Genomic DNA, 19,376 nt, shown 5'->3' with positions numbered 1-19,376 from the left:
TTGATTAATAAATCTTATTTCTAAATTTTCCTATTTAGTCAAATAAATTGACTTTAAAATACACCTTAATCACTGATTAGCTTGTAAATCACACAAAAAAACATAACAACCTAAAGAATGAATGGTATAACAGCTTTATCAATGAAAAAATAAATCAATAAATTCAACAAAGTAAAATACATTTAAAACGATTTTTTTAATCAAAAATATCTATTAAGCTCTACCTTACTTGAGATATATAGCTTTCACCTATTAATTTGATAATGATTATCAATAACAAAAAGCACTTTTTGCCTACCTGTTATTTTCCCCATGCTTAAAATAGATTATAAATAACATACGTTACTATTCTATTTACTTGGGCACTGTGTCCCCACCATTTTTGTGGGAGGTTTTATGGCTGAAAATGTCGTTAATGATATTCTAAAATGGTTAGAAACCCAGTTACAACGTAACGAAGGTATAAAAATCGATACTATTGCGAACAAAAGTGGTTATTCAAAATGGCACTTACAACGCATATTTAAAGATTTTAAAGGCTGTACATTAGGCGAATATGTCCGCAAACGTCGCTTATTAGAAGCGGCTAAATCATTACAAGAAAAAGATATGTCTATTTTAGACATCGCTTTAATGTATGGCTTTAGCTCTCAAGCAACATTTACTCGTATTTTTAAAAAACATTTTAATACTACACCGGCTAAGTTTAGAGAAAATGGCACAATGCCAGATACTCATTGTTTCATGTCATGCGAAAATCACTAATTGATTTAGCATCATGTCGATGTTACTTGCCATAAAAAACCAGCTTTAAAAAGCTGGTTTTTTACTTTATTTACAGAAAACTAAGCAATTGCCGTTATAAGCCATTCTTCAAGTTCATTAAGCTCCCCTTTATTATTAGGATAACGCTGTATAAGTTGCTGAATAAGCTCTTTTAAAGACTCAGGTGTATAACGTTTGCCAACTAGCATATCTGATAATGCTTCTAATGGTGCGGGATCTAAACTGTCAGTATAGATTTGACTTCTGATTACATTACCACGCTCAATATCAAAATGTAGTTCAACACCACCCCACTTAAAACGATTATCTAGCAAATGAGAAAATGCAGGGGCTTGTCCAAAATTCCATTCCCAACTACTTTGCTTAGCGAATGTCTCTTCAAAACTAGGTAAATCAGGTAATTTTTGCGGGGAAATAATCTCTGCATCTACTCGTTCACCATAGTATTCAAAAAAGCTTTCGGTAATAGTTTCACAAAGTTTTTCGTGAGTGATATCAGATTTCAGTTCGACCAAATTAGCCACTCGAGAGCGTACAGAAGTGATCCCTTTAGCTTGAAGTTTTTTCGGATCTGGATTGAGGTAATTGGCTAGTCTAGATAAGTTAGCATTTATTAATAATGTGCCATGATGGAAACCACGATCTTTCGTCTCTTTATAAGCCGATCCTGAAATTTTTCTTTCACCCTCTTCTTGCGGTACGACTAAATCATTACGCCCTGACGCTGTTGCTTGTATACCTGCCTTTGATAAACCATCAAGTATGATTTGAGTTGAGATCGTTTTATTATACTCTGGCTTTCCCGCCATAAAGGTAAAACAGGTATTACCAAGATCGTGGAAAACAGCGCCACCACCACTTGAACGACGTGCTAATTTCACGCCATCTTCATCCATTTTTCGTGTATTACACTCTTTCCACGGATTTTGGGCTCGTCCAATAACTACCGTGTTATCATTACGCCACAGAAAAAGTACACGCTGATCCGCTGGCATTTGTCTAAAAATACACTCTTCAACAGCAAGGTTAAACCAAGGATCATAAGATTCGGAAATTAACAGTCGCAACTTACCTGACATAAGGAATACCTATATGAAGAAAATAAGGTATAAGATAGCATAATTTTCAATATATTAGGGTCTTAAATGGCACGAAATTACAATCGACGAGCTTGCCAGAATGTTTTTTTCCAATAGACATTATCAAGAGAAGAACGAGTAACCCCTTTACTAGTTGATGCGTGAATAAATGTGTTGTCAGTATCATAAATACCGACATGAAGTCCATTTTCACCACCACCTGTTTTGAAAAACACTAAATCCCCTGGCATTAAATCGCTTTTACTGATTTGTGTTCCATATTTGGTTTGATCGATAGTCATTCGAGGCAATTTAATATCAAAACGATCACTATACGTTTTATAGACAAACCCTGAACAATCAATACCTGAAGATGTCATTCCACCATAACTATAAGGTGTGCCATACCACTGCTCAAGTTGTGATTTGAGCTGCACTATCACCATAATAGGATCGGAAAGCTGTGTTTTTAAAGGAGGGGCTGGTGGAATGCGTTTTGACGGACTAGATGAACACCCAGCCAGCAGGATAATACAGAGCAAGAAAGGATAGAAAACGGACTTTCTCATTGCATCCACCATTATTATTACGAGAGATTTTAAAATCTATCTGCTTTTTTAAGCAAAAACAAGTTATTGAAGGTGAATGAATCAAGATTAATAGAATAAATCGCACAATAACCAACAAGATATAGGAAATAAAACCCAAACTCTGAATTTAGTGTGATGTTGACTCTTTAGGTTTCTGGCTAATCAACCAAACACCTACCATAATAAAAGCAACACCTGCAGTTTTTGTCCATGAAGGGTTTTCTTGAAACCAAGGTAATATCACAGCAAGGATATAAACAAAAACATAGCTTAAACTAATAAGTGGATAAGCTTTATTTAAAGGGATAGTGCGTAAAGTGAATAGCCAGCAAACCATAGAAAGGACATAACCGACAAGGCCAGCAAACACAATAGCGATTGGCGTTATGTTCGCCCATAGCCATGAAAAATCAAACCACTGTTTTTCTAACTGTAAATCCGGTAGCTCAGACATACCAAACTTTAATAACAATTGAGCGACAGTGACTAATAGCGCACTTCCCATCGCCCATAAATAGCCTTTCATGCTTGCAGACTCATTAATAAAATGCCAACCATAATCGATGCAATACCAATCCAATGTTTCACATTAACAGGCTCTTTATAAACAAACTGCCCAATTAATGTCACCACAATAAAATTAATACTTAACATAGGATAAGCAATACTTAGCGGAAGAATTTGTAATAGCCGTAACCAAAAAAGCATCCCCAAGCCAAGCATTGCAATGGCAACAAAAAGCCAGAAAATCGTTTTTCTGGCTTTTGTTAATGAATCACTTTGCCAGCTAACCACCGCTTGTTTTTGACATACCTGCCCTATGCAGGTCAAAAAGCTCACGATTAGCAATAAAACAAAGGACATTAATTACGCTTCTCATACGTTAAAATAGCAACTCGATGATTTGTCACCAGCTCTTCAGGTCTTGGCAATTGTGCTAATTTCTTAGGATCTTTAAACGTAATAACAACCGAAACACTACCCTCTTTTCTTGCTTCTTCTAGCCACTGAGCAAAATTATCAGGTTTAATTAATTTATGCTGAGAATCTGGATATTCTTCGACACCATAAGTTAATTCGCCTGTTCTTTCATAAAGATAAATATCGCTACGTTGTAATTCCCACGCTAATCCTGCACCAATACCCACACTATTACTCACGATGTATTTGCTTGCGTTTAACATCTTTATATTTTGGCGAATAAACTCTTGAGGTAACTTTCCATCTACGCTGCTATTCGGTATTGCTTGACCGATACATAAACTTACGCCTAGCGAACAAGATGCAGCCCACAACCAGTGTTTTCCATTAAGTGTAGAGCAAAGATAACCAATAATGCCCCATAATGAGAATGCCACTATAGCTAATACCCATTTAGACCATTCATATGGCATATAAATGGGTTTTGAAGAGATTAATTGGATAACTAAAATAGCGATAACAACAGCAACACCAATAAAGATATTGATATAACCGTTAATACGCAGCGCTTTCATTCTAAATTTGCGTGCGCAATCCACACCATATTTCGCCATTAGCATTGCTAGTGGTGCCATAAATGGCAACATATAAGTCGGTAGCTTACCTTTAGCAATACTAAAAAATAAAAACGGAACAACAAACCAGCACAATAAGAAAAATAGCTCTGGACGTTTACGTCTTTTCTTCCAAGCTCCCATTAATGCGCCAGGCAATAAACCAAGCCAAGGTATTACCCCTAGTAATACAATAGGGATATAGTACCAGAATGGGGAACTATGCTGAGCATCTTCACCAGAAAAACGCTGAATATGTTCAATCCAAAAGAAATAATGCCAATAATCAGGCTCTGCTTTTGCAATAGCTAACGCCCATGGCAAACTAATCAATGCAGCACTAAACACCGCAAGTAAGCCATAGAGCAACATTTGAGTAAATTGCTTTTGATAAAGAGTAATAGGTATCATCACAATGACAGGGATAGCTAAAGCTAAAAAACCCTTAGTCATAAATGCCATACCACAAGCCAAACCTAATGTTATCCACGCTAATATTCGTGTTTTTATCGTCGTCGCTTTCAGTGCCCAAAAACAGCAGACCATACTCGCAGTAACCCAAAGTGCTAACATAGGATCTAACACACTGTAAGTGCCTACGCTAAACACTAAAAACATAGATAAATAAATTAAGCTAGAAACAAAAGCAACTTGGCGGTTACGCCACATCATTCTTGCCAATAAATAAACAAGTAATGTGCTTAATAGAATAGAAATTACTGAACCAAAACGTACAGCAAAATTTGTGTGGCCAAATATTAATTGGCTAACATTATTGATCCAATAACCTGCAACAGGTTTTTCGAAATAGCGAATGTCGAGCATATGAGGAACTATCCAGTTCCCGCTCACCACCATTTCGCGGCTAATTTCCGCATAACGGGTTTCATCTGGTTGCCATAATAACCGGCTGTTCAATGGAAATAAGTAGGTAAGAACAAAAAAAAGAGCCAAGAGGATGGCCCCGATTTTACTCGCCCGGTTATTCAACATAGTTTCGTTAGACCTCTTGTTGGCACCCTAACCAGCCTTCTCGACCTGGAAAGTCAGATCGAACAACTTTACCCATCGGAAGCGTTTCTTTATCTTGTGGTAATAAATCGCTTAACGGACAGAATTCGATGCCTTCATTTGCAATCATTGCCAGTAACTGCTCAAACTGAGCCGCTTTTGACATTCCTTCAACTTCGGTATGGATAGTATAAACAGGTATTCCACTGTCTTTTTTGATTTCATCAATAATAAATTGATTAAAATCCTCATCCTTTACCTTTGTGCCGACGACTTCATCATAAGTTGGTAATGTTACTGGAATTTGCACCGTACCGATAGAACCATTTTCTAAAATCGGCCTAAAAGGATGCGTTCCTCGGCAATCGCTATTGTAATCGAATTGAAAAGTTTCTTTAACTGTTAATACGCGCTCATCAGCACGCCACCCAGCAACTGCTGAACATTTTACAGGGTTTTCAAGTGCTTTTTCCAGTGCTTCTACACCTAAACGAACTTGTTGCATTAATTCTTCTGTTGACCAACGAGCGACTTTTGCTTGCCAACCTTGGTGATCCCATGAATGTAACCCTACTTCATGCCCTGCATTTTGGGTTTCTTTCATCAAATAACCTAGATTCTTAGCAATTTTTTTGCCTGGCCATGCCGTTCCTGCTAATAAAATATCTAATCCATACAACGATGCAGCGTTAGATCTCAGCATTTTCCATAAAAACTTTGGTTTTAAAAGGCGCCATAAATGGCGCCCCATATTATCTGGACCCACGCTAAAGAAGAAGCTGGCATGAATGTTATGTCTGGCAAATACATCCAGTAGCTGTGGAATACCTTGCTTCGTTCCTTGATAAGTATCCACATCAACTCTCAAGCCAACTTTCTTCATTATCTGATCCTATTTATCGCCTAATTCTTCAACCGCACCACGTAAGAAGAAGTCTAATGTTTCCTCTACAGTTTGACGGGTTTCAATACTTGGTTTCCAATCCAATAAACGCTCTGCGTTTTTAATACTTGGCTTACGGTGTTCAACATCTTGATAGCCTTTACCATAGTAACTGCTACTTTCAATTTTCTTAAAGCCTGCAAATGGAGGGAAATGGCCTCGTAACTCATGTTTTTCAAAGCAATCTAACAGCATTTCTGCCAATTCGCGAATACTTGCTTCGTTAGTTGGGTTACCAATATTGATAATTTGGCCATCACATTTGTTATCACGGTTTTCAATAATACGGAATAATGCTTCAATACCGTCATTGATATCAGTGAAACAACGTTTTTGTTCACCACCATCAACCAATTTAATTGGCGAACCTTCAACTAAATTTAGAATTAATTGTGTAATGGCGCGAGAACTACCAATACGTGCTGAATTTAAGTTATCTAAACGAGGTCCCATCCAGTTAAACGGACGGAATAATGTAAATTTAAGACCTTCTTTAGCACCATAAGCCCAAATAACTCGGTCTAATAGCTGTTTAGATACAGAGTAAATCCAACGTTGTTTATTAATAGGACCAACAATCAGACGTGAATTATCTTCGTCAAACTCTTTGTCATCACACATACCATAAACTTCTGATGTGGATGGGAAAATAATACGTTTATTATACTTAACGCAATAACGTACAATTTTTAAGTTTTCTTCAAAGTCTAATTCAAAGACACGTAATGGATTACGGGTATACTCGATAGGCGTTGCAATAGCCACTAATGGCAGAATAACATCACATTTTTTAATGTGATATTCAATCCATTCTGTATGAATGCTCACATCACCTTCAATAAAGTGGAAACGTGGATTACCAATAAAACGTTCAATTGCAGATGAACCGATATCCATACCATAGATATCATAGTTATCATCTTTCAATAGACGCTCTGTTAAATGGTTACCAATAAAGCCATTCACACCTAAAATCAGAACACGTTTACGACGTTTAACTTGTGCCGTAGCTTTTGGTCCAACGCGAACATCTGTCACAATGCCCATTTCAGCCGCTAAACGACTTCCTTGAACATAAAGACCATTTTCACTTTGACCTGTTAACACTTCGATTGCGCCTTTTTCACACGCAATCACTAAAGGTTCTGTTGATATAACTGTACCAGGGCGTTTACCTTGATTATCTGCAACAGCACGAGAGCGCCAGATAATCATTTTACGTTCACCTAAGAAAGTAAATGCACCTGGGTATGGTTCAGTAACGGCACGCACTAAATTGTGGACTGTTCTTGCGTCTACATTCCAGTCGATTAAGCCATCATCAGCACAACGACGACCAAAGTAAGTAGCTTGGCTTTCATCTTGTGCAGTTGTTGAATAATCACCTGATGCAATATGTGGTAATGCACTTGAGAGTAACTTATTCGCTGCTTCTCTTACTTTTTCATGTAAAATCAGAGAAGTATCATTATCTGTAATGGTAACTTTTTCTTGAGCAACAATATCACCCGCATCAGCTTTTGCTGTCATTTTATGCAGAGTAACACCTGTTTCTGTCTCACCATTCACAATAGCCCAGTTAATTGGTGCACGACCACGGTATTTTGGTAATAAAGAACCGTGTAAATTAAATGCGCCTTTTGGTGCCAAATTCAGGATCTCATCACTTAACATGTGACGATAATAGAAAGAAAAAATGACATCAGGTTTCATTTCACGAATACGTTCAATCCATAATGGGTGATTGACATTTTCAGGCGCGAATACTGTCAATCCCATTTCTGCACTCACTCGAGCCACAGATGAGAAAAAATGATTTTCGTTTGGATCGTCAGTGTGGGTAAATACAGCTTGAATATCATAACCCGCTTTTTCAAGTGCTTTTAAACCAACACAGCCGATATCGTGATAGGCAAATACTATTGCTTTCATTAGTCTTTTTCCTGATCTTCGTTGGGTTTGTTAACACCAACCACTTTTTGGATAAAATACCGAGGACGCGCTCTTACATCATTATAAATCCGGCCTATATATTCACCTAATAAGCCCATTGCAACGAACTGCGCACCGATAAACATAAATAAGATTGCGAAAAGTGTGAATACACCTTCAGCGGCCCACATTGCACCGAAAATAATACGCAAAACAATGAGAAGTAATGCTAAAACAAAGCCAGAAACAGCGATCACACTGCCGACAATGCTTAATAAACGTAACGGTGCTGTAGTAAGGCAAGTTAAAAGGTCGTACATCAGATTAATTAGCTTTAAAAAGCTATATTTTGAATCACCATATTCACGCTCTGCGTGTGCGACATCAATTTCAATAGTACGACGAGCAAATGTGTTCGCAAGAATAGGAATGAAGGTACTTCTTTCGTGACACTGTAACATTGCTTCAACAATATGGCGACGATATGCACGTAGCATACATCCATAATCTCCCATAGAGCGACCTGTCGCCTTGGTTATCATGGAGTTAATCATTTTTGAAGCTGTTTTACGAAACCATGAATCTTGACGATTGCGACGACGGGTCCCCACAACATCATAACCTTCTTCTGCAGTTGTAACGAGTCTTGGGATCTCTTCAGGTGGGTTTTGTAAATCTGCATCTAATGTAATGACTAAATCACCATCAGCTTGATTGAAGCCAGCCATAATTGCAGAGTGTTGACCGTAGTTACGATTCAAAATAATTGCAATTACATGATTTTCTTCTATTGCAGCCGCTTCTTCTAACATTTTGGCTGAATTATCACTACTGCCATCATCAACCAGGATCAGCTCATACTCTTGTTTTAATTGCTTACAGCTTTTTATAGTACGCTCTAAAAGTTGAGGAAGGCTCTCTTCTTCATTATAAACGGGGATTACAACCGATACTTTTTTGATTTTATCAAATGTTGACACTTAGATATGCTCCGAAAGAATTTCATTGATCGCATCTACAACGCGAATAACATCTTCATTACTCATATCAGGAAACAATGGCAGCGAGCATAACGTTGCAGAGTTCCACTCTGATTGAGGAAGGGATAAAGCGGGATAGCGCTCACGATAATATTTTTGTGTATGCGCCGCACGGAAATGAAGTCCTGTACCAATTTCCTTTTGCTTCAATTTTTCCATAAAGGTATCACGATCGATACCGCAAATGTTTTTATCTACTCTCACCATAAATAGGTGATTAGCATGCAAATGAGGATACTCAGGAATACTCAACATCTCTAATGGTGAGTCTTTGAGTTTTTCACGATATAGTGCCACTAATTCAGCACGTTTCGCGTTCATTTCCTCTAAACGCCCTAATTGCACCACCGCAATAGCAGCGTGAATATCAGATAAATTATATTTATAGCCAGGTTCAACAACTTCAGCTTGAGGCTTACGCCCTTGAATTTGTCTATCAAAAGCATCAACACCTAAGCCATGAAATTTTAAGCAACGTACTCGATTGGCTAATTCGTCATTATCAGTAACAACCAAACCACCTTCAGCACAAGTCACGTTCTTAATAGCGTGAAAAGAGAAAATAGAGGTTCCTTTTTCACCAATCCATTCATTTTTATAGCGTGTGCCAATCGCATGTGCCGCATCTTCAATAAGAGGAATTCCCGCATCTTGTGCAACTTTTCGTAATGCATCCAGATCACAAGGCGCACCTGCATAATGAACCGGAATAATTGCCTTCGTTCTAGGAGTAATCGCCTTTTTGACATCTTCTGCACTTACCATCAAAGTATCACGATCAACATCAATCATCACCGGCTCTGCACCTAGTAACGTAATGATATTAATGGTTGACACCCATGTTTGTGACGGCGTGATAACTTCATCACCAGCGCCAATTCCCATAGCCATTAGAACAACATGCATACCTGCAGTGGCCGAGCAAATTGCAATAGCATGTTTGCTACCAAATTTTTCACAGAAGTCTTGCTCTAATTGATGGTTTTGAGGGCCTGTTGTGATCCAACCTGAACGCAATACATCTTCAACGGCTTTGATTTCTTCATCGCCAATCGCTGGGCGAGAGAAAGGAAGGAAGTGACTCATAAAAATGTAGCCTAATTAATGAATGAATAAAAACAATTATATACAAACTATTGTTCATCGACATCCGTCTTATTAAGAAAACATTAAAAAAACCTTAATAATTACTTGGGGATAATCGTCTCAATAGCCATAATATTAAAAAATTTGCCAATCAATATGATCAACATCATTGATGCATTTGATATTTGTATTAAATGTAGTTGATAATAATTTTTCATCCAATAAGAGCGCAGATGATCCAGAATCAACCAAATATCCATTTTTTATTAGCCAAACTCTGTCTGCTTTTTGATAGGAATGATTTAAATCGTGTGTACTCATAATAACAGTGCCGCCTTGTTGGCAAAATATATCAAGCCATTTGTCCAAAATCGCCAATTGTACGACATCTAGATTATTCGTTGGTTCATCAAGTAACATTAACTTTCCTTTTAAATCGTAACTTGACCATAATTGAATAAATGCGCCAGCGATCCTGATCCGTTGCCATTCTCCCCCAGACAAATGATGAATATTTTTTGATAATAAGTTATCAATCTGAAAATCACTCAACAATACATTTAGTTGCTCAACATCCATTTCAGACACTTTGTAATATAAAGCGAGATAATGAAAAACGGGCATAAATGACAAAGCCTCTAATTGTTGTATAACAATACTTTGCATTCTAGAAAGATCATCATATTTATAATGTCTTATTGAGGTTTCGTTTAGAATAATTCCACCACTAAATGAAAGCTCTCCCGCTATAGCCATTAAAAGCGTGCTTTTTCCTGCACCATTTGCGCCAATTAAGTGAATACGTTCACCATAATCCACAAGCTCTGTAAATGTATGGAGTCGATTATCAACATTCAAATTATCAAGCTTAAGTAGCGCCATATTACAAACGCCCCATCTCTTTCGTTACTAATAACCAGATAAATAGAGGAGCACCAAGTGTTGCCGTAATCACACCTATCGGAACTTCTGCACCATTTAGCATCAAGCGAGATAAAAGATCAGCAAGTAATAACAATCCACTCCCCGTGAGTGCACACGCAGGTAACAATGTTTTATAATGAGTTATGCCACTCAATCGTAATAAATGAGGCACAACAAGACCTATAAAACTAATAGCACCAGCTATCGCCACACTTAGCCCTATCAATAATCCGACAGCTAAGATAAATCCATTGCGCCATCGATTAACTGATACCCCTAATTGCTTTGCCCTAAATGAACCTAATGATAAATAATTCAAAGTATCTGCGTGTGAAATTAGGATAGCAACTATCGGAATAAGAGCCCAAAATAATGCTTGATGACGCCAATCAATCCCCCCAAAGCTCCCCATCAACCAATACATTAATTGTCTTAAATCTAAAGCTGAACTGAAATAAACTAACCAAGTCATGACAGCACTCGCCATAACACCTAATGCAACACCAATTAATAGCAGCTGAGCATTAGACAGTTTTTTTATTTGAGCAAAACACATTAACAAAATGGTAATACCTAAGGCACCTATAACTGCCACACTGCTTATTAACCAAGGATTTGAGCCAACGTGTAAAACAATCAGTAATACAATACACACACCAGCACCACTACTTACCCCCAATAATCCTGGCTCTGCCAACGGATTTTGAAATAAAGCCTGCATAATAGCGCCAGCAATGGCTAAACTTGCTCCTACCATCATGACAGCAAGTATTCTTGGTAGTCGAATTTGCCAAATAAATAATTTAGCTTCATCGGTTAACCATTGATGTGGAAATAAGGAAATTTCACCGAGAGAAAGGGAAAAAACAAAAAGTAGACACAATATTGATGCCATTAAGAATAATTTTTTTCTATCGCCAATACTTTGTTTTTTTTTAAGTTCAATAAGAGGATTATCTTTACTCATTTTATTCCCTATTAACACTACCGCTTTTTTCATCGTTTTTATTTATAAAATACCTTTAATGCAACATAACATGTTCGTATTCAATGATGAAAAGCTAATTTTAAAACACTTTAATTGGGAGTGAATAATGACAAAGAGATGTATCTATGATTACAGTATTTAACTAAATGATAAATAATAAAAAACTACGATTATTAAAAAATAAAACATCTTCTAAATTGGAGAGCCATCATAAAATTACAGATAAAAAAGCAAAAAAAACGGCCTTCAATAGAAAGCCGTTTTGGGTGTTTTTAATTTTTACTCTTTTGGTGTTGCGCTTTCAACCCGGCTTTTTAACTTTTGTCCAGGGCGGAAAGTAACAACACGGCGAGCCGTAATAGGAATGTCTTCCCCTGTTTTCGGATTACGACCTGGGCGCTGATTTTTATCACGCAGGTCAAAGTTTCCGAATCCAGACAGCTTCACCTGTTCTCCATTTTCAAGAGAACGACGCACTTCCTCAAAAAAGGCTTCTACAAGGTCTTTTGCATCGCGTTTGCTAACACCAAGTTTTTCGAACAGATTTTCTGCCATTTCAGCTTTTGTAAGCGCCATAGGTCTAGTCCCTCAAGGATGCTTGGAATCGCTGTTTCAATGCTGCGACACAGTTACTTACTGTTGCAGCAATCTCATCTTCTTCCAGTGTATGCTCGATATCCTGCAAGATTATGCTAATAGCGAGGCTTTTATAGCCCTCTGCTACTCCCTTACCACAATACACGTCAAATAAGTTTATGCCAACTATTTGATTTCCGCCAACTTTCTTACATTCAGCTAAAATATCTTCTGCAGCAACATCATTCGGAACAACTACAGCGATATCTCTACGATTCGAAGGATAACGAGAAACTGCTTTTGCTTGTGGTAAACTACGATTTGCAATTGCATTCCAACGTATTTCGAATACTACCGTACGACCGTTTAAGTCAAGTTTGCGTTCAAGCTCTGGATGAACAACGCCAATACAGCCAATGTATTCATTTCTCAGATAAATCCCAGCACTTTGTCCCGGATGAAGCGCTGAATGATTAGCTGCTTTAAATGTAATTTCATCTAGCTGGCCTGTCAATTCCAGAATTGATTCAATATTACCTTTCAAATCAAAGAAATCAACAGTTTGCTTCTCTAAAGCCCAATGTTCTTCATAACGGTTGCCCGCGATCACACCAGCCAGCATCAGTTCCTGACGTATTCCATATTCTGCTTGATTATCAGGAACAAAACGCAGACCTGCTTCAAATAACCTAACTCTAGATTGTTGACGATTTTGATTATATACAGTAGTCGTTAATAATCCGGTCAGTAGAGACAATCTCATTGCTGACATATCAGCTGAAATTGGATTAGGTAGAATTAATGCGTCTTCATTTGGGTGTAATAAAGCTTGGATCTTCGGATCAACAAAGCTATAAGTAATGGCTTCTTGGAAACCATTGTCTACCAGCATTGTTTTAACGCGTTTTAATGACAAGTTCGCTTCACGATGATTAGTCATCACCAAATCAGCACGTAGTGGCACATCAGGAATATTGTTGTAACCATAAATACGAGCGACTTCTTCAATAAGATCTTCTTCGATTTGAACATCGAAACGCCATGAAGGAACGCTTGCTAACCAACCATCATTTTCAACAGTAACGTTGAAACCTAGGCGAGTTAATGAATCCAGAACTTGTGCATCATCAATAACGTGACCTAATAAACGGTCTAACTTGTTACGAGTTAATTTAACTGGTGCAATATTAGGTAAATATGCTTTATTGGTTACATCAATCACTTCACCAACTTCACCACCACAAATCTCTAACAGTAGCTTAGTTGCACGTTCCATTGCCTTGTATTGAAGCTCAGAATCAACACCACGCTCAAAACGATGAGAAGCATCAGTATGTAAACCATAACGGCGTGCACGGCCTGTGATGGATAATGGAGAGAAGAATGCGCATTCTAAAAATACATTTTTAGTTTCTTCATTAACACCTGATGATTCGCCACCAAAAATACCCGCCATACCTAATGCGTGTTTTTCATCAGCAATAACTAAAACATCATCTTTTAATGTAATTTCATTGCCATCAAGTAAAGTGAGTTTTTCACCTTCTTTACCCATACGAACAACGACAGCACCTTCAACGCGATCAAGATCGAACGCATGCAGTGGCTGACCCATTTCAAGTAGAATTAAGTTAGTAATATCAACAATTGGATCAATAGAACGAATACCACCACGGCGTAATTTTTCTTGCATCCATAAAGGTGTTTTTGCCTTCACATTCATATTGGTGAAAACACGACCTAAATATCGAGGACACGCTTCTGGCGCTTCAACACGAACAGAAAATGTCGCTGAAGAAGTTGCCGCAACCGGCGACATATCAGGTACTTGGCATTCCATTTTATTGATAACAGCGATATCACGAGCAACACCTAAAATACCTAAACAATCAGCACGGTTTGGTGTAATGCTAATTTCAATCGCATTATCATTTAATTTTAAGTATTCACGAATATCCATGCCAATAGGTGCATCGGCAGGCAATTCAATAATACCTTCATGATTTTCTGAAATAGCTAACTCAGAAAATGAGCACAGCATACCTTCTGAAGGTTCACCACGCAGTTTTGCTGCTTTAATTTTGAAATCGCCAGGTAATACAGCCCCTACTGTTGCGACTGCAACTTTTAAGCCTTGACGGCAGTTAGGTGCGCCACAAACGATATCTAATAATCTCTCACCGCCTACGTTGACTTTAGTCACACGTAATTTATCTGCGTTTGGATGTTGCCCACACTCAACAACTTCGCCAACAAACACACCGTGAAAATCACCGGCAACAGCTTCAACACCATCAACTTCAAGGCCAGCCATTGTCAACTGTTCAGAAAGTTCTTCGCTACTAATCGCTGGGTTTACCCACTCACGTAACCAAAGTTCACTGAATTTCATGAGATAATCCCACCTTATTTAAACTGTTTGAGGAAACGAAGATCGTTTTCGAAGAATGAACGTAAGTCGGTGACACCGTAACGCAACATAGTTAGACGTTCCATACCCATACCGAACGCAAAACCTGAATAAACTTCAGGATCGATACCAACATTACGTAATACATTTGGGTGAACCATACCGCAGCCCAACACTTCTAACCATTTACCATTTTTGCCCATGACATCGACTTCAGCAGAAGGCTCTGTGAATGGGAAATAGGAAGGACGGAAACGAATTTCCATATCTTCTTCAAAAAAGTTTTTCAGGAAATCGTGCAGTGTTCCTTTTAAATTGGTAAAGCTAATGTCTTTATCAACAATTAAACCTTCAATTTGGTGGAACATTGGTGTGTGAGTCTGATCGTAGTCATTACGATATACACGACCTGGTGCAATAATGCGGATAGGTGGCTGTTTATCTTGCATGGTACGAATTTGCACGCCAGATGTCTGCGTACGCAGTAAACGTTTCGCATCAAACCAGAATGTATCGTGATCAGCCCTTGCTGGATGATGTGCAGGAATATTTAACGCATCAAAATTATGATAATCATCTTCAATTTCAGGGCCTGATTCTACAGAAAACCCTAATTCGCCAAAGAAAGTTTCAATACGTTCAATTGTACGAGTTACTGGGTGTAGACCACCGTTTTCAATACGGCGACCAGGTAAAGAAACATCAATTTTCTCAGCAGATAAACGTTCGTTTAATAATGCTGATTCCATAATCTCTTTACGAGAGTTCAGCGCTTGCTGAACTTCTTGTTTAGCCTGGTTAATGACAGCCCCTGCAGCTGGACGATCTTCCGCGGGTAAGTCGCGCAGCGTGGACATCTGAAGCGTTAAATGACCTTTTTTCCCCAAGTATTCAACACGAACCGAATCCAGCGCAGCAACATCCTGTGCCTCTTCGATAGCTGCTTTAGCTTGAGCAACGAGTTCAGCGAGATGTGGCATCGTTTCCTCTTCCTTTGACCTGATGAGGTCTATTAGTTGTTATCAATGATGACGAATAAAATTGCCCTTTTTGGTTTCTAACCCAGTATTGGGATCTGAAAACAAAAAAGCCTCCATATTGGAGGCTCAGGCGCTACTTTTCGTTTCTTTTCTTACGCGCAAAAGCCCCTTAATTTAGGCGCTAAAGTAAAAAAAGAAACGGAAAAAAGCGATATTTAACATGAGTAATGTCTCTTCAAATATTAACTTATTGAATTTATATCATTAAGCCACAAATTTAGACAAAATAAAAGAGGGAGAAAACTCCCTCTTCCATTGACTTAATAATTAAGCCAGAGCACCTTTCGCTTTTTCAACTAAAGCAGCAAATGCTACTTTGTCGAATACAGCGATGTCAGCCAGAATCTTACGGTCGATTTCAATGGATGCTTTTTTCAGACCATTGATGAAACGGCTATAAGACATACCGTTCTGACGAGCTGCTGCGTTGATACGCGCAATCCACAGCTGACGGAACTGACGTTTTTTCTGACGACGGTCACGGTACGCATATTGACCAGCTTTGATAACAGCCTGGAAAGCTACACGATATACACGTGAACGTGCACCGTAATAACCTTTAGCTTGCTTTAAAATCTTCTTGTGACGAGCACGGGCAACAACGCCGCGTTTAGCACGAGCCATATTAAACTCCTAATGTCTATATTCTGTTAAAAAAATGATACTTATGCGTATGGTAAGCAAGCTACGACCAGACCTAAATCTCCTTTAGAGACCATGCCTTTTGGACGTAAATGACGTTTACGCTTAGTTGATTTTTTAGTCAGAATGTGACGGAGGTTAGCATGTTTACGCTTAAAGCCACCACCAGCAGTTTTTTTAAAGCGCTTAGCTGCGCCGCGTACTGTTTTAATCTTTGGCATTTCTATAATCCACTTCGCATTGTTAATAACATAAAATAATGAGGCGAATAGCAATCAGCCATTAAGGCTGACGCTATTACTTGAATTGCCCGACTATTTCTTCTTCGGCGCGAGCACCATGATCATCTGGCGACCTTCAATCCGGTTAGGGAATGATTCAACAGTTACCAGTTCATCCAAGTCGGTACGGATACGGTTAAGCATTTCCATACCAATTTGTTGGTGAGCCATTTCACGACCGCGAAAACGCAGTGTGACTTTGGCTTTATCGCCATCTTCAAGAAAGCGAATCAGGTTGCGTAGTTTGACCTGATAGTCACCTTCATCTGTACCAGGACGGAATTTAACTTCCTTGACCTGAATAACTTTTTGTTTCTTTTTCTGTTCTTTGAGAGTCTTACTTTTCTCATAGAGGAATTTGCCGTAGTCCATAATACGACAAACCGGCGGCTCGGCATTAGGACTAATTTCAACTAAATCAGCACCTGCTTCCTCGGCTTTCTCAAGAGCCTCTTTCAGACTAACAACTCCAATCTGTTCGCCATCCAAACCTGTTAAACGAACTTCATGAGCGCGAATCTCACCATTGATGCGATTCTGACGCGTTGATTGAATTCTTTTTCCGCCTTTAATACCTTATTCCTCCAACTGATGAAGACTTCTGCTTCTAATTTCTTGCAGAAGCTTTTCTTTAAATTCGCTAACGTCAATACTGCCAAGGTCTTTTCCTCGACGAGTACGAACCGCCACTTTGCCTGATTCAACTTCTTTATCACCACAGACAAGCATGTACGGAACACGACGTAGAGTATGTTCACGAATTTTAAAGCCAATCTTCTCATTTCTCAAGTCTGCTTTTGCACGAATTCCGGCATCTTGCAATTCTTTGACGAGTTTTTGTACATAATCAGCCTGTCCATCCGTGATATTCATCACGACAACCTGCTGTGGTGCCAACCAAGTTGGGAAGAATCCTGCGTACTCTTCTGTCAGAATACCAATAAAACGTTCTAAGGATCCTAGCACTGCTCGGTGAAGCATAACAGGTACTTTACGCTCGTTGTTTTCAGCTACATAAGACGCACCTAAACGACCTGGTAGTGAGAAGTCTAATTGTACTGTACCACACTGCCATGCACGATCTAAACAATCGTAAAGTGTAAATTCAATTTTAGGGCCGTAAAATGCCCCTTCACCCGGCTGATATTCAAATTCAATATTATTATCAGACAAGGCTTTTGCTAAGTCTGCTTCTGCAACATCCCATAATGCATCTTCACCGATACGTTTTTCTGGGCGAGTAGACAGCTTAACAACGATTTTTTCAAATCCGAAAGTAGAATATACATCATAAATCAATTTGATGCAGTCATTTACTTCACTTAAAATTTGTTCTTCAGTACAGAAGATATGTGCATCATCTTGTGTAAAGCCACGAACACGCATTAAACCATGTAATGCGCCTGACGGTTCATTACGGTGGCAACTACCGAATTCAGCCATACGTAGTGGCAAATCACGGTAAGAACGTAAACCTTGTTTAAAAATTTGTACGTGACCAGGGCAATTCATTGGTTTAATACAATATTCACGGTTTTCCGAAGAAGTAGTGAACATATTTTCTTTGTAGTTTTCCCAGTGACCTGTTTTTTCCCAAAGAACACGATCCATCATAAATGGACCTTTTACTTCTTGGTAATCATATTCTTTTAATTTACAACGTACAAATGTTTCTAACTCACGGAAAATTGTCCAACCATCATTATGCCAGAAAGCCATACCTGGTGCTTCTTCTTGCATATGATATAAATCAAGCTGTTTACCAATTTTACGGTGGTCACGTTTTGCGGCTTCTTCTAAGCGGTCTAAGTAGGCTTTTAGCTGTTTTTTATCAGCCCAAGCTGTGCCATAAATGCGTTGTAGCATTTTATTATCGCTGTTACCGCGCCAATATGCACCTGCGATTTTCTGTAACTTAAAGTTATGACAGAAACGCATGTTTGGAACATGAGGTCCACGGCACATATCAACATATTCTTGGTGATGATAAAGACCTGGTTGAGAATCTTGGCTAATATTTTCGTCAAGAATAGCAACTTTATAATCTTCACCACGGGAAACAAATGTTTCACGAGCTTCAGCCCAGCTTACGCGTTTTTTAATAACATCGTAATCTGTTTTCGCCAACTCTAGCATGCGTTTTTCTAGAGTTTCTAAATCTTCCTGCGTGAGAGAATGGTCTAAATCTACATCGTAGTAGAATCCATTTTCGATAACAGGACCAATCGCCATTTTGGTGTGTGGCCATAATTGTTTAATTGCATGTCCCAGTAAGTGGGCACAAGAGTGACGAATAATCTCAAGACCTTCATCATCTTTTGCGGTGATAATCGCCAGATTCGCATCATGTTCGATTAATTCACAAGCATCCACCAGCTCACCATTAACACGGCCTGCAATACATGCTTTCGCAAGTCCAGGACCGATATCTGCAGCGACATCCATGACAGAAACTGCATTTTCAAATTGACGTTGGCTTCCGTCAGGAAGAGTAATAATTGGCATTTAAAATC

Annotated in this window: 19 protein-coding genes and 1 other annotated feature; of the genes, 1 reads left to right on the top strand and 18 read right to left on the bottom strand. The window is 38.6% G+C overall.

Annotated elements, in window-relative coordinates:
* The first annotated feature begins 396 nt into the window (after positions 1-396).
* Positions 397-765, top strand: coding sequence for a helix-turn-helix domain-containing protein (locus tag LG402_RS08555; RefSeq protein ID WP_072070346.1), 369 nt, complete (start codon positions 397-399; stop codon positions 763-765).
* A gap of 80 nt (positions 766-845) precedes the next feature.
* Here LG402_RS08555 and LG402_RS08550 read toward each other — a convergent pair whose 3' ends face one another.
* The 18 genes from LG402_RS08550 to thrS all read right to left on the bottom strand — a co-directional run bounded on the left by LG402_RS08550 (position 846) and on the right by thrS (position 19,368).
* On the bottom strand, positions 846-1,865 hold the full coding sequence (locus tag LG402_RS08550; RefSeq protein ID WP_166541373.1) for a lipoate--protein ligase A: 1,020 nt from the start codon (positions 1,863-1,865) through the stop codon (positions 846-848).
* A 77-nt stretch (positions 1,866-1,942) separates the two neighbouring features.
* The gene (locus LG402_RS08545; protein WP_036913240.1) at positions 1,943-2,434 is read right to left on the bottom strand and encodes a C40 family peptidase; all 492 of its coding nucleotides are present in this window, start codon (positions 2,432-2,434) and stop codon (positions 1,943-1,945) included.
* Between the two features lie 148 nt (positions 2,435-2,582).
* Positions 2,583-2,981, bottom strand: coding sequence for a 4-amino-4-deoxy-L-arabinose-phosphoundecaprenol flippase subunit ArnF (gene arnF / locus LG402_RS08540; protein ID WP_227336793.1), 399 nt, complete (start codon positions 2,979-2,981; stop codon positions 2,583-2,585).
* Positions 2,978-3,319 carry a 4-amino-4-deoxy-L-arabinose-phosphoundecaprenol flippase subunit ArnE gene (arnE, locus tag LG402_RS08535; protein ID WP_166541375.1) on the bottom strand — a complete coding sequence of 114 codons (342 nt, stop codon included), beginning with the start codon at positions 3,317-3,319 and terminating at the stop codon, positions 2,978-2,980. Before arnE ends, arnF begins: the two co-directional genes overlap by 4 nt.
* Positions 3,319-4,983 carry a lipid IV(A) 4-amino-4-deoxy-L-arabinosyltransferase gene (gene arnT, locus LG402_RS08530; RefSeq protein WP_227336792.1) on the bottom strand — a complete coding sequence of 555 codons (1,665 nt, stop codon included), beginning with the start codon at positions 4,981-4,983 and terminating at the stop codon, positions 3,319-3,321. The genes arnE and arnT overlap by 1 nt, the downstream gene beginning before the upstream one ends.
* Positions 4,984-4,990: 7 nt before the next feature.
* Positions 4,991-5,884 carry a 4-deoxy-4-formamido-L-arabinose-phosphoundecaprenol deformylase gene (arnD, locus tag LG402_RS08525; protein ID WP_109408669.1) on the bottom strand — a complete coding sequence of 298 codons (894 nt, stop codon included), beginning with the start codon at positions 5,882-5,884 and terminating at the stop codon, positions 4,991-4,993.
* 9 nt (positions 5,885-5,893) lie between these two features.
* The gene (gene arnA, locus LG402_RS08520; RefSeq protein ID WP_227336791.1) at positions 5,894-7,876 is read right to left on the bottom strand and encodes a bifunctional UDP-4-amino-4-deoxy-L-arabinose formyltransferase/UDP-glucuronic acid oxidase ArnA; all 1,983 of its coding nucleotides are present in this window, start codon (positions 7,874-7,876) and stop codon (positions 5,894-5,896) included.
* Positions 7,876-8,856, bottom strand: a complete 981-nt coding sequence (gene arnC / locus LG402_RS08515) for an undecaprenyl-phosphate 4-deoxy-4-formamido-L-arabinose transferase (RefSeq protein ID WP_109408667.1) — start codon at positions 8,854-8,856, stop codon at positions 7,876-7,878. Before arnC ends, arnA begins: the two co-directional genes overlap by 1 nt.
* Entirely contained in the window at positions 8,857-10,002 is a 1,146-nt protein-coding gene (gene arnB / locus LG402_RS08510; RefSeq protein ID WP_109408666.1) for a UDP-4-amino-4-deoxy-L-arabinose aminotransferase, read from the bottom strand.
* A 135-nt stretch (positions 10,003-10,137) separates the two neighbouring features.
* Positions 10,138-10,884 carry an ATP-binding cassette domain-containing protein gene (locus LG402_RS08505; protein ID WP_166541378.1) on the bottom strand — a complete coding sequence of 249 codons (747 nt, stop codon included), beginning with the start codon at positions 10,882-10,884 and terminating at the stop codon, positions 10,138-10,140.
* 1 nt (position 10,885) lies between these two features.
* Positions 10,886-11,893 (bottom strand): vitamin B12 ABC transporter permease BtuC, encoded by a 1,008-nt coding sequence (gene btuC, locus LG402_RS08500; protein WP_166541379.1) that lies wholly within the window; start codon positions 11,891-11,893, stop codon positions 10,886-10,888.
* Between the two features lie 300 nt (positions 11,894-12,193).
* The gene (gene ihfA / locus LG402_RS08495; protein WP_036937394.1) at positions 12,194-12,490 is read right to left on the bottom strand and encodes an integration host factor subunit alpha; all 297 of its coding nucleotides are present in this window, start codon (positions 12,488-12,490) and stop codon (positions 12,194-12,196) included.
* 4 nt (positions 12,491-12,494) lie between these two features.
* Positions 12,495-14,882 (bottom strand): phenylalanine--tRNA ligase subunit beta, encoded by a 2,388-nt coding sequence (gene pheT, locus LG402_RS08490; RefSeq protein ID WP_166541380.1) that lies wholly within the window; start codon positions 14,880-14,882, stop codon positions 12,495-12,497.
* A gap of 14 nt (positions 14,883-14,896) precedes the next feature.
* Entirely contained in the window at positions 14,897-15,880 is a 984-nt protein-coding gene (gene pheS / locus LG402_RS08485; RefSeq protein WP_072070368.1) for a phenylalanine--tRNA ligase subunit alpha, read from the bottom strand.
* A 100-nt stretch (positions 15,881-15,980) separates the two neighbouring features.
* Positions 15,981-16,103 (bottom strand) — a sequence feature (Phe leader region).
* A 104-nt stretch (positions 16,104-16,207) separates the two neighbouring features.
* The gene (gene rplT, locus LG402_RS08480; RefSeq protein WP_036937406.1) at positions 16,208-16,564 is read right to left on the bottom strand and encodes a 50S ribosomal protein L20; all 357 of its coding nucleotides are present in this window, start codon (positions 16,562-16,564) and stop codon (positions 16,208-16,210) included.
* Positions 16,565-16,605: 41 nt separating this feature from the next.
* Positions 16,606-16,803: a 50S ribosomal protein L35 gene (gene rpmI, locus LG402_RS08475; protein WP_004263702.1), complete on the bottom strand. Its 198-nt coding sequence runs from the start codon at positions 16,801-16,803 to the stop codon at positions 16,606-16,608.
* Positions 16,804-16,896: 93 nt separating this feature from the next.
* Complete coding sequence (infC, locus tag LG402_RS08470; RefSeq protein WP_166541441.1) at positions 16,897-17,436, bottom strand: translation initiation factor IF-3; 540 nt, start codon at positions 17,434-17,436, stop codon at positions 16,897-16,899.
* A 3-nt stretch (positions 17,437-17,439) separates the two neighbouring features.
* Complete coding sequence (gene thrS / locus LG402_RS08465; RefSeq protein WP_166541381.1) at positions 17,440-19,368, bottom strand: threonine--tRNA ligase; 1,929 nt, start codon at positions 19,366-19,368, stop codon at positions 17,440-17,442.
* Positions 19,369-19,376 lie beyond the last annotated feature (8 nt).

Origin of the sequence: Proteus sp. NMG38-2 (assembly GCF_020640995.1) — a bacterium.
GTDB lineage: Bacteria > Pseudomonadota > Gammaproteobacteria > Enterobacterales > Enterobacteriaceae > Proteus.
The sequence above is the reverse complement of the archived record's forward strand: the minus strand, read 5'-3'. Positions and strand labels throughout refer to the sequence as shown.